This window comes from uncultured Mucilaginibacter sp. (assembly GCF_903913935.1).
Taxonomy (GTDB): Bacteria; Bacteroidota; Bacteroidia; order Sphingobacteriales; family Sphingobacteriaceae; genus Mucilaginibacter.
Genome location: NZ_CAIWNH010000294.1, coordinates 1 through 11126, shown reverse-complemented (window position 1 = coordinate 11126; position 11126 = coordinate 1). Strand labels below are relative to the sequence as shown.

The following is an 11126-nucleotide window of genomic DNA, read 5'->3' as shown; positions in this document are numbered from 1 at the left end:
ACTCATTAGAAAAATCGGAATAGTTCATGATCAGGTCACCTATGCGGGGCCATGAATTTATAGCTATTACATTGCTTAAAATTTCTATACGTTGTAAATTTTCCGAACGAGGCGTCATATAAGGTTCGTCCGGCAATGATGGCACATTGATCATCACCTTATCCTGCACCAGGTCGCTGCTTTCGCCCACATTTTTGTAGTAGGCTTGTTTAGCATGATCAATGAGCCTAAAGTGTAATTGATTTGAAAACGCCCCCTGTATTTCGCTGTAACGCACGGGTATATCGCGCTGAAAATCCCATACACCGCCGAAATCTTCTTTGTATTTATATTCAATCACACTGCCGGGTTTGACATTTGGCAGGGCAAATTCCATAGCAGAGTGAAATTTATCGATTTTTTCAATATGAAGCTGGCTTTTATCGAGGGGGGTAATAACTATTTTATCGCCATCCAGGTTAAACGTTTCCGCCTGAAAACCGGTTACTGTGGCAGAACCCGAATAAGTACCATAGTAAAGTCGGACATTGGCAAAATATTTTCCAAAATCATTGAAGATTTTTATCCGGACATGGCGTTCAAGGCTGATAGCAGTATAGGTGGTAATTACGCCCTTATCAAAAAGAACTTCAGCATTTGCATCCGGCTCAAAATCACACGATTTTAATTCAAGGTCAGTACGATCAATTTTTCCGTACGGTTCAGGCAATTTAACAACCGGCGGGTTAACCACATTGGATTGTTGATTTGTTTGTCCTATTGCAGGAAGTGTAAATAGTAAAATAATAGTTAGTGTGTAATAAATTTTAATCATGTGTTTAATGGTATAGGGATAATTATAGCGTTATAACGCGGGTCAAATCTTTTTAAATACGATCTGCTCGTTAAGCATCTCGGTCATTTGCTTAAAATAGGCATAGATGTCGGGGTAATCGGCATGCGAATAAAGTGATTTTTTATAATTGATCACATAGTTCACTATTATGTAGCCATCCTGCTCGCCAATGATGCGCTTAAAAATGATGCTTCTGTCGTGCATTACCAATGTTTCCATTTTCGGCATGGCATCAATTTTATATCCGGCCGGCATTTTATACCTGCCGTTTATGGTGTAAATATTGCTGCAGCCAAAATCGATATCAGAAACACGTTCTTTACTCAAAAATGGGTTGCTATGCAGCGATGTAAATAAATTGGGGTTAAAATAAATGTACTTATCGTCGGTTCCGGGAAGGTCGAGTTTAAAATTAACATTTTGCATCAGCGGCAGCGAGTCCACTTCGGCATCTTCTAACTGGAGTGACGTGACCTTTAAATTATTATCGTTTTCAGTAAGGTACTGTTTATATTTTTCTTCGTCGAGCATTTTATGGAGCTCAAGGCGTGTACCCTTTTGGTAGCTGAAGCTGCTGATCTGCGCGTTACCGTTCATGGTGCCATCCGGGTTGATATCGGCATTTATAAATACAGCTTGCCTTACCTGTGCGCCGTTTTTCAAAAAAACCAGCGGATATTCGTTTTTAAGCTTATTAAGGTAAATCCCATAAGAGTTTAAAAGGTCAAAAGGCACTTCGTTATAAACGTTGTATTTATCGGTAGCGTCTAAAACGTAATATTTGGTACTATCTACCGGAAGATAGCTAACCAGCTTATTTATTTGGTAAATATTTGTAAAATTCGAAAGTATTTTGCCGTTATCTCGGGTGCTTACCAGCATTGGGTAGGCCTTAACGCCTGCAAGGTTCAACAGGCGGTTCAATATCATATTAATTTCGCCCCAACTGCCGCTTTTTCGCTTCCACGCCGCTTTAATACCATCTTTTGACATCCAGTTTTTTAAATCGTTATACTTCATCAGTGTTTTTACCTGGTTAAACAGGAAAGCAATTTTCTGGTCGTCGCTTTTTAAAGCCGCAGCTTTTTTAACCAGGTCATCTTCGTCATGCAGGCTCTGGTCATATGGCTTATAGAAATCCTTTTCGGCAGCAATTTCCCTACCAACGTCAGACCATGATTGATCAATATTAACGGTTTGCCCATTGACTTTTACCGCGCTGATAATGAAGGTTAAGTTTTGCAACACATCCGCCGCCGACCGCATGTAAGCTTCGTCCCTGGTTGATGGAATGTTGGCCATTGCCCAAACATGGCCGAAACCACCCATAGAGACCGTATCGCGAACGAAAACATTGGCTGTATTTTGATAAACCGAGAAAGTAAGCATCGGGTTAATAAAGGCGTCGAGCTGACTGTAGCGGGTGGGCAGGTTACATTGAAAGTTCCAGGGCGGAAAGTTTCTGGAAAAATTGCGGGCCCACATATACCTGTATTCAAATACCGAACCGGCCTTTACATCCGGCAGTGAAAAAGTGATCACGTCTTTATTTTTATCAGTATGCTCGGCATAGATAAGTTTTGGGTCGAGTTTGGTATACCGGATCTTCCCATTTTCAAGGTTGATGGTTTCTCCTTCAATCTCCAGTATCGTTTCGGTGCCAAAGCGATTGTTGAGTTCGATGTGGATATTGGCTTCCCCTTTGCCGTTATCATTGAATACTTTTACCCTTCGCTGGCGCTCCAATATTATTTCGGGAGCAGTTAAGGCCATTTCGCCGCGGTCAAAAAGCACCATCGCATTGGCATCTTTTTCAAAATCGCAGTGGGTCATTTTTAGGTCGGCGGTATCAACAAACCCGTATTTTTCAATCGGGACGGCCGGGTTTAAATTCATATCGGCGCTGTCAATCCTGCCAAAATTCGCTGTATTAAGGTTTAGCGGAAATTTAACGTTTACAGAGTCTGTTAAGGAGGGATTTTTATTTTTGGAAGTGTCGGTTTTCGGAGCCTTTTTTGTCTGTGCGGTTGTTAAATAATAGGTTGTTGTGATAATAAGCAGCAGCAAAAAGAGCCTCTTCATGTTTAAGGTGGGTTTGTCGACATAAAGTTAATAAATTCCGATTAAACTATATGTAATTCAAATCGCCTAAATAAAAATACAGGCAATAATTAACAGCAAAAACATTTTTTTACAAGAGCGGGTTTGGGTATACTGCAAAAAGATTGCAATGTGCAGGAAAGCTCGTCAGTAAACAATGCAGGGGTTAAATATTGCAGCTATTTATAATAAGGCACCTGACCCGTCTAAATTGGATAACGGCGACGTAAAGTATAAAATTGATTTCAGGGACGTATACGCCACCCTGCTGGATAAATGGCTAAACGTTAATAACAGCCAGGTGTTGACAAAGAATTTTGCAGGATTGAGGTTTGGATAGGTGCTAGTCAAAGCAAATAAAAACGCCTTCCAAAAACGAAAGGCGCTCCTAAATATATTAATCAAGTAAATCCGAAATCGAAAATCCGACTTCCGAAATCACTTAGGCATCCTCCGCATCATATTCGCCATGGCCGCGGGGTTGCTCATTTGCTTCATCACCTTGCGCATATCCTCAAATTGTTTTATAAGGCGGTTTACTTCAGTAAGGTTAGTACCAGACCCTTTGGCGATACGGTTACGGCGGCTTTGATTAATGCTATCCGGGTTGCCTTTTTCGTAAGGTGTCATCGATTGAATGATGGCTTCAATGGCTTTAAACGCGTTGTCATCTACCTCTACATCCTTCATCATTTTGCCAACACCAGGTATCATGCCCATCAGGTCTTTCATGTTACCCATTTTTTTGATCTGCTGTATCTGGCTATAAAAGTCGTTAAAGTCGAATTTATTTTTGCGGATCTTCTTTTGCAGTTCGGCAGCTTCCTTTTCATCAAACTGCTGCTGGGCACGTTCAACCAGTGAAACAACGTCGCCCATGCCCAAAATACGCGAGGCCATACGATCCGGGTGGAAAACATCCAGCGCTTCCATTTTCTCGCCCGTACCAATAAACTTGATCGGTTTATTTACTACCGATTTAATTGATAAGGCCGCACCACCGCGGGTGTCACCATCAAGTTTGGTTAACACAACGCCGGTAAAATCGAGCCTGTCGTTAAATACCTTGGCAGTATTTACGGCATCCTGCCCGGTCATGGCGTCTACCACAAATAAGATCTCGTGCGGTTTAACAGCGTCTTTTACCTGCTCAATTTCGCGCATCATAGCCTCGTCTATACTTAAACGGCCTGCGGTATCAATGATCACCACATTATTGCCGTTTTGTTTGGCCAGCGCTATACCTTCCCTTGCAATGGCAATGGGATCATTCGATTCCAAATTGGCATAAACCGGAACGCCGATCTGTGCGCCTAAAACCTGCAGCTGTTCTATAGCCGCCGGGCGGTAAATATCATCAGCAATCAGTAAAGGTTTTTTATTTTTCTGCGTTTTAAGGTAATTGGCAAGCTTACCGGTGAAAGTGGTTTTACCCGCACCATTTAAGCCCGCAATCAATATAATAGTAGGTGAAGCACTTAAATTTAATTCGGAAGTACTGCCGCCCATCAGTTCGGTCAGCTCATCGTTCATTACCTTGGTCAGCAACTGGCCGGGAGAGATGGCGGTCAACACGTTCTGCCCTATTGCCTTTTGCCTTACCTCATCGGTAAAAGCCTTGGCGGTTTTATAGTTTACGTCGGCATCAAGGAGCGCTTTGCGGATCTCCTTCATGGTCTCGGCCACGTTTATTTCAGTAATGCTACCTTGTCCCTTTAATACTTTAAAGGCCCTGTCGAGTTTGTCCGATAAATTTTCAAACATTTTACTAATCCTGCTATTAAGGCTGCAAAGTTATGAATTTGCCGCAAATTGCCCGAATGAGTTTTTTAGGGTTGATTTATAGCGCCAAACGTATGGAGAATGTCTTTTTTTCAGACTTAACACTCAAGGCTATTGACTTAAGCCTCAGAGTGACTATATTCGGGAAATATTTTAAGCAATGACTTTATACGAAATCTTTAAAGACCTGCATTCCGGCTTCCGCTATGTGGTGTTTATCCTGGTATTATTGGCTATCATCCAATCATTGATGGGTTGGCTTGGCAATAAACCCTACACCGAAGGCAACCGTAAGATCAACTTATTCGCCTTTATATCGGCACATACCCAGCTATTGATCGGCATCATTCTATTCTTTTTAAGCCCCAAGGTACAGTTCAATAGTGAGACCATGAAAAATGCTACCACCCGTTACTTTACCGTTGAACATTGGGTAATGATGCTCATTGCGATCGCATTGATTACCGTTGGGTATATCAAAGCGAAAAAGATTGAGACATCAGTGAGTAAACATAAAACCATCGCGATATTTTATTTGATAGCTTTTTTGGTGATAATTGGAGCAATAATGGCCGGTCATTTATCGGTTTTGGGTGCTAATTGATAAAAAAGTGCAGAAAAAATTTGCTAATTCAATTTTCTTTATAAATTTGTCACCGCAATGATCAAAATCAATCAAACTAACAACTGGTGGCACCAATTAATTTTGGCAACCGGATAGTTTTTGATCGAGATACTAATCAATTGTAAACCTACATAGGAAACCCGGCGAACCTCATTCGCTGGGTTTTTTGCTTTAATAATATTTGAGAGAAAAATGAAAAAATATAAAATTAATACCAGCCATAAAAAAATGCTTGCCGACACCACTACCCCGGTGAGTATTTACCTGCGCCTTCGCGATGTTTTCCCCAATTCGCTGCTGCTGGAAAGCTCTGACTACCATAGCCGCGAAAACAGCATGAGCTATGTTTGCTGCGAACCCATCGCCGGATTTGTACTGAACGACGGCGCGCTGAAAGAAACCTACCCCGATGGCAGCGAAGAAAACTATGCCGCCGGTGAGTTCGACCTGATCGCCCGCATCAATGAATTTACTGATAGCTTTGATACCGACCCGCAAACCGGCAAAATGCTCTCTAACGGCTTGTTTGGTTATTTTACCCATGAGGCGGTGGAGCATTTTGAAACTATCAAACTAAAAGATACCGAAGATAATACCCGGAAGATCCCGGTGATGCAATACCATATTTACCGCTACATCATCGCGATAGATCACTTTAAAAATGAACTTTACATTTTTATGAACCAGCCGGAAGGCGCGCCTGAAAACCATGGCCTTGAAAAGCTGGCCGACCTGATCCGCAATAAAAACTTCCCGGAGTACCGCTTTGAAAGCGACAGCGAAGAAACCTCCAACCTAACTGGTGAAGAGTTTATGGCCGTAGTGGAGAAAATGAAGCAGCACATTTACCGCGGCGACGTCTTCCAGATCGTACCGTCCCGTGGCTTTTCGAGAAAGTTTTTGGGAGATGAATTTAATGTGTACCGGGCCCTGCGCTCTATCAACCCATCGCCCTATTTGTTTTATTTTGACTACGGCGATTTCCGCATCTTCGGATCATCGCCCGAAGCGCAGATTACTATTAAAAACAGGGTCGCCAGCATATTCCCAATTGCGGGCACCTTTAAACGCAGTGGAGATGACGAAAAAGACGCCGAAATAGCCCGCAACCTGGAGGCTGATCCTAAGGAATCTGCTGAGCACGTAATGCTGGTCGATCTGGCCCGCAACGACCTCAGCCGGCATTGCGGACAGGTAGAAGTAAAGGCCTTTAAAGAAGTGCAGTATTATTCGCACCTGATCCACCTGGTATCGCATGTGAGTGGCAAGCTGCTGCCCGGCGCGTCCTCCTTTAAGGTGGTAGCTGACACCTACCCAGCCGGCACGCTGAGCGGCGCGCCAAAATACCGCGCCATGGAGATCATCGACGAAAACGAGAAAACCAAACGCAGCTTCTACAGCGGCGCCATCGGTTTCTTCGGCTTTAATGGTGATTTTAACCACGCCATTATGATCCGTTCCTTCCTGAGCAAAAACAACACCCTGCACTACCAGGCAGGGGCAGGCATCGTAGCCGGATCCATTGCTGAAAGTGAATTAAAAGAGGTAGACAACAAAATAGCGGCGCTGAGGAAAGCGATAGAACTGGCAGAGGAGCTTTGAAGAGGCCTCACCCAACCCTCTCCAAAGGAGAGGGCGTTAAAAAAGAGTGAAGTTCAAGTCCTCTCCCTTGGAGAGGATTTAGGTGAGGCTAAAAAGGCCGGTAACTATTAATGACAAGAAAATGAACGACAATAAAAATATACGCCACGCTTCCTCTGCCAATGGGCGGAGGTCAGGGGGCATCCTGATCATCGATAACTACGACTCCTTTACCTATAACCTGGTGCACCTGGTTAACGAGATCGGGCTGCAGTGCGAGGTGTGGAGGAATGATAAATTTGCGCTGGAAGACGTCGACGCCTTCGACCGCATCATCCTGTCGCCGGGGCCGGGGATACCTTCGGAAGCAGGTTTACTGCTACAGGTGATTGAGCGCTATGCGCCGACCAAAAGCATTTTTGGCGTTTGCCTGGGGCAGCAGGCCATTGCCGAAGTATTTGGCGGAAAGCTCTACAACCTGGGCCAGCCCATGCATGGCATCGCCACCCCGGTAAAGATCATCGACCGCAACGAAAAGCTGTTTATCGGCTTGCCGGAAACGTTTAAAGTGGGCCGCTACCACTCATGGGTGGTAGACGAAAAAGCTATCCCTGCCTGCCTTGAAGTAACCGCTATCGATGAATCCGACAACTCGGTAATGGCCCTGCGGCATAAGGAATATGACGTGCGCGGCGTGCAGTTTCACCCGGAATCAGTGCTTACGGAGTATGGCAAAGAGATGATGAGCAACTGGCTGGGCCCCCAGGCCCCCTAAAGGGGGAAACAGCGTGGTTAAAAGACAGATCAATAAACTAATAAGTTAAAAACCCCTCCGCCTGATAGCGGAGGTTAGGGAGCTATACCAATGACTATTCTTGATAATATCGTTATCCATAAAAAAAAGGAAGTGCGTCGGGCAAAATCACGTACTTCCTATACGCAGCTGGAAGAGGCTGAATTTTTCGCCAGGGAGTGTTATTCCTTTAAAGATTTCCTGCTCGATCCTGCCCGCACCGGCATTATTGCGGAATTTAAACGCAAATCCCCCTCAAAAGGCATCATCAATGATAAGGTTTCAGTAAAAAACGTCACCAACGGCTATGCGGCGGCAGGGGCTTCGGCGCTGTCGGTGTTAACCGACCGCAACTTTTTTATGGGTAAAAAGGCCGATTTGATTGCTGCCCGCAAGGCCAATACCATCCCCGTTTTGCGCAAGGATTTTATGATCGACGAATACCAGATCATCGAAGCAAAAGCTTTAGGCGCTGATATCATCTTGTTGATCGCAGCCATATTAACGCCGGCTGAGATAGGCAAAATGGCCACCCTCGCCAAAAGCCTTGGCCTGAATGTATTGCTGGAGGTGCATAACCTGGAAGAACTGGAACGCAGCATCCACCCAAAGCTCGACGCTATCGGTGTAAACAACCGCAACCTGGCCGATTTTTCGGTGTCCGTAGAAACCTCGTACCAACTGGCCCCGCATATCCCCTCAGAATTTCTAAAGATCTCCGAAAGCGCCATCAGCAACCCCGCAACCATTAAACAACTCAAACTCGCGGGTTTCAATGGTTTTTTAATTGGAGAGAATTTTATGAAACAGGAAGATCCCGGCAAAGCGATGCTGGAGTTTGTGGGAGAATTGATTTGAAAATTTGGCAATTTGAAAATTTGAAAATGATAGAATTAAGTTGCGCTGATGATTTGAAAATTTGGCAATTTGGATAGCCCTGAATTAACCAACATTCGCTTTTCCATTTTCAAATTTTCAAATCATCAATTTTTCAAATTCCTCTGAAAATTGCTATTCCGCCCCAAATTCCCTACATTCACCCCTAACTGACTTCGCTAAATGAAAAAAACACTTACCATGGCCCTCATGGCCATTGCCGCCATTGCAAATGCACAGCAAAAAACCATCATCGGCTTTACTGAAGCTAATGCAACAAAAGAATTACAAACCGAGCAAACCTTTGATGCCGCTTTAAGCGCCCCGCGCATCGGCGAAAACTTAAAAGAACTTTCCGCTTTTCCGCATAACCTGGGCTCGCCCGGCAGCAAGGCCGTGGCCGAAAAGATCCTCGCCAAATATAAAAGCTATGGGCTGGATGCACGCCTGCAACCCTATACCGTGCTATTTCCCTCGCCCAAAACCCGGGTGCTGGAACTTACCAGCCCCACAACATACACCGCATTATTAAAAGAACCCGCACTGGCCGAAGACGCTACCTCCGGCCAGTCCGACCAACTGCCTACCTTTAACGCCTGGAGCGCCGATGGCGACGTAACCGGGCAGCTGGTATTCGTCAACTATGGCCTGCCCGAGGATTACGAAACCCTGGCCAAACTGGGTATCGACGTAAAAGGGAAAATCGTGATAGCCAAATATGGCCGCTCGTGGCGCGGCATCAAGCCCAAAGTGGCCTATGAACATGGCGCCATCGGTTGTATTATTTATTCCGACCCGGCCGACGATGGCTACAGCGCCGGCGAAGTGTACCCTAAAGGCGCTTATAAAAACGAATTCGGCGTGCAGCGCGGTTCGGTGATGGATATGGTGATCTATCCTGGCGACCCGTTGACGCCCGGAGTTGGCGCCACTAAGGATGCCAAACGCCTTGACCGCAAAGATGCCGCTACCATATTAAAGATCCCTGTATTGCCCATCAGCTACCACGACGCGCAGCCCCTTCTGGCAGCGCTTGACGGTATTGTTGCCCCGCGCGACTGGCAGGGCGGCCTGCCCATTACTTACCATGTGGGCCCTGGCGTGGCTACCGTGCACCTTAAACTCGAATTTAACTGGGATATGGTGCAGGCCTACGACGTGATCGCCAAAATAAAAGGTTCGGAATTTCCGGACGAATGGGTGATGCGCGGCAACCACCACGATGCCTGGGTAAACGGCGCCGGCGACCCCCTCAGCGGGCAGGTGGCCATGCTGGATGAAGCAAAGGCGCTGGGCGACCTGCTCAAAACTGGCTGGAAACCCAAACGTACCATCGTTTATTGCTCATGGGATGGCGAAGAACCCGGCCTCATCGGCTCCACCGAGTATGCCGAGGACCACGATAAAGAATTGCAGCAAAAGGCCGTAGTCTATATCAATTCCGATGGTAACGGCCGCGGCTTTTACGGCGGCGGCGGCTCTCAGGCCCTGGAGCCTTTTATGGACGAGATCACCCATACGGTTATCGATCCGCAAACCAATGTGAGTGTGTTTGACCGGAAGCGTGCCCGAGAACTGGTGGACGCAGGCTCAGCCAAGGATAAAAAAGAAATTATGGCCCGCAAAGTGGAACCGCTGGAACCACTGGGTTCAGGGTCTGATTTTTCGTCGTTTTTACAGCATTTGGGGGTACCCACTTTGGACCTTGCATTTGGCGGCGAAGATGGCGGCGGCGAATACCACTCTATTTACGATTCGTTTGATGATTACCGCCGGTTTAAGGACCCTACTTTTGAATATGGCGTAGCCCTTTCAAAAACGGCCGGGCATGCCATTTTGCGCATGGCCGATGCCGACCTGCTGCCCTTTGATTTCCGCAACCTGGATACCACCATCAGTAAATACGTTACCGAATTAACCGAGCTGACCGACAAAATGCGCGATAACACCACCATGGAAAACCAGCTGATCAAAGCCAATGACTTTACCCTGGCGGCCGACCCAACCAAACACGAAAAAGCCCCAGAGGCCAAAGCCGAAGTGCCCAAACTGGATTTCGCCCCGCTAAAAACCGCGCTGGACAGCCTTAAAAAAGCCGCCAATGGCCTGGCAACCACCTGGGCAGCAGCAGCAGCACAAAGCAATACCAACCACGATAAGCTAAACCAGCTATTATACCATGCCGAACAGCAATTGCTTGGCGACGGCCTGCCCCGCCGCCCCTGGTACCGGCACACCATTTACGCCCCCGGTTTTTATACCGGCTACGGCGTAAAAACCCTGCCCGGCATCCGCGAAGCCATCGAACAACGTAACTGGACCGAGGCCCAGCAACAAATAGCCATCGTAGCCAAACGCATCAACAGTTTAGCGGCCTACCTGGCAGCGGCAAAATAATAAAGCGTTCCGTTTTTCCACACGGTGTGTCGTACTGATTAGGGTTGTCACAAGGAGATCCGGATCATGAATATAGAAAGAATAAAACAGCAAATCATATTCGAATATTTGTCAGGCGATATAAGCCTGCGTAAATT

At 46.1% G+C, this 11126-nt stretch carries 9 protein-coding genes; 6 read left to right on the top strand and 3 right to left on the bottom strand.

Annotated features, from left to right (window positions below; all coding sequences use genetic code 11):
- The coding region (locus tag QZY09_RS11720) for a DUF3857 domain-containing protein (RefSeq protein WP_295672593.1) at window positions 1-814 on the bottom strand (814 nt) is incomplete at its 3' end.
- A gap of 42 nt (window positions 815-856) precedes the next feature.
- Entirely contained in the window at window positions 857-2917 is a 2061-nt protein-coding gene (locus tag QZY09_RS11715) for a hypothetical protein (protein ID WP_295672590.1), read from the bottom strand.
- A gap of 175 nt (window positions 2918-3092) precedes the next feature.
- Here QZY09_RS11715 and QZY09_RS11710 point away from each other — a divergent pair, with 175 nt between their 5' ends.
- Window positions 3093-3275 carry a hypothetical protein gene (locus QZY09_RS11710; protein WP_295672588.1) on the top strand — a complete coding sequence of 61 codons (183 nt, stop codon included), beginning with the start codon at window positions 3093-3095 and terminating at the stop codon, window positions 3273-3275.
- Between the two features lie 98 nt (window positions 3276-3373).
- Here QZY09_RS11710 and ffh read toward each other — a convergent pair whose 3' ends face one another.
- Complete coding sequence (ffh, locus tag QZY09_RS11705) at window positions 3374-4699, bottom strand: signal recognition particle protein (RefSeq protein ID WP_295672586.1); 1326 nt, start codon at window positions 4697-4699, stop codon at window positions 3374-3376.
- 178 nt (window positions 4700-4877) lie between these two features.
- Here ffh and QZY09_RS11700 point away from each other — a divergent pair, with 178 nt between their 5' ends.
- From QZY09_RS11700 to QZY09_RS11680, 5 genes are all read left to right on the top strand, one after another.
- Complete coding sequence (locus QZY09_RS11700; RefSeq protein WP_295672584.1) at window positions 4878-5321, top strand: cytochrome B; 444 nt, start codon at window positions 4878-4880, stop codon at window positions 5319-5321.
- Window positions 5322-5534: 213 nt separating this feature from the next.
- The gene (locus tag QZY09_RS11695) at window positions 5535-6944 is read left to right on the top strand and encodes an anthranilate synthase component I family protein (protein ID WP_295672583.1); all 1410 of its coding nucleotides are present in this window, start codon (window positions 5535-5537) and stop codon (window positions 6942-6944) included.
- A gap of 121 nt (window positions 6945-7065) precedes the next feature.
- A complete protein-coding gene (locus QZY09_RS11690; protein ID WP_295672581.1) occupies window positions 7066-7698 on the top strand; it encodes an aminodeoxychorismate/anthranilate synthase component II in 633 nt (210 codons plus the stop codon).
- Window positions 7699-7788: 90 nt separating this feature from the next.
- Window positions 7789-8574, top strand: coding sequence for an indole-3-glycerol phosphate synthase TrpC (gene trpC / locus QZY09_RS11685; protein ID WP_295672579.1), 786 nt, complete (start codon window positions 7789-7791; stop codon window positions 8572-8574).
- Between the two features lie 201 nt (window positions 8575-8775).
- Window positions 8776-10989 (top strand): transferrin receptor-like dimerization domain-containing protein, encoded by a 2214-nt coding sequence (locus QZY09_RS11680; protein WP_295672577.1) that lies wholly within the window; start codon window positions 8776-8778, stop codon window positions 10987-10989.
- Window positions 10990-11126 lie beyond the last annotated feature (137 nt).